1 pseudogene is annotated in these 1,110 nt (G+C 74.0%); it reads right to left on the bottom strand.

Annotated features, from left to right (window positions below):
- A pseudogene (locus tag V6V16_RS27710) lies at positions 1 to 1,098 on the bottom strand (type I polyketide synthase); the annotation flags it as partial.
- Positions 1,099 to 1,110 lie beyond the last annotated feature (12 nt).

The following is a 1,110-nucleotide window of genomic DNA, read 5'->3' as shown; positions in this document are numbered from 1 at the left end:
CCCCGGCAAATCCACCAAACCACCCCACCGCAACGGCACCTCCAAACCCACCACCCGACCCAACCCCCACACCGCAGCACCCGCGACATCGGCCAGAGGCTCCGCGTCGTCCACGGAGACCGCCCCACGGGTCAGCCACCACAGCCGCCCCTGGATCTCCGTGACGGCCAGCGCCTGCGCCACCGCCAGCGCCTCGACCACGCCCGCACCGGCCAGCGACAGCAGCGAGACCAGCCCGGCGACCGGCTTCCCGGCCTCCACCGCTGCGGCCAGTCGGCGCGCGATCTCGTCCCGGTCCAGCGCGTCCAGCACCACCGGGACCACCTCGGCGCCCCGCTCCGCCAGCCCGGCCAGCAACGGGTGGTCCTCCTGACCGGGGAGCATCAGCACCAACCAGGAGCCGGTCAGGGTCTCGTTCCCGGTCACGTCCTGGCGTCGCCACACCACCCGGTAGCGCCACGAGTCCACCGTCGACCGCTGCTGTGCGGCCCGCCGCCACTGCGCGAGCTTCGGCAGGACCGCGCTGAACGGTTCGTCCGCGCCGACGCCCAGCTCACCGCCGACCACGTCGGGGTCGCCGGACTCCACGGCCGCCCAGAACCGCCCGTCGAGAGCCTCGCCGTGCGCGTCCCGGCGGGCCGAGGGCGCCGGCTCGGGCCAGTACCAGGTGTGGTCGAAGGCGTACGTGGGCAGGTCGACCACGCGCGGCCGGGCACCGGCCTGGCCGAGGTATGCCGCCCAGTCGACCGGCGCACCCGCGACCCACAACTGCCCCAGCGCCGAGGTCAGTACGGCGACCTCCGCCTGGTCCCGCCGCGACGCCGGAATCCGCCGCACGGCGGCATCCGCGACGATCTCCGCCACCATCGCCGTCAACGTCGCATCCGGGCCGACCTCCAGGAACGTGTCCACGCCCTGCGCCCGCAGCGCCGCCACACCGCCGACGAACCGCACCGGCTGCCGCACGTGCCGCACCCAGTACTCCGGATCCACCAACTCCAACGGATCCGCCACCGCACCCGTCACATTCGACACCACCGCGACCCGCGGCACCCGCCAGTCCAGCCCCGCCACCACCGACCGGAACTCGTCCAGCATCGGCTCCATCAA

This window comes from Micromonospora sp. CPCC 205561 (assembly GCF_036906775.1).
Classification (GTDB): Bacteria; Actinomycetota; Actinomycetes; order Mycobacteriales; family Micromonosporaceae; genus Micromonospora.
Note: the sequence above shows the minus strand (reverse complement) of the source record. Positions and strands in the feature narration are given on the sequence as shown.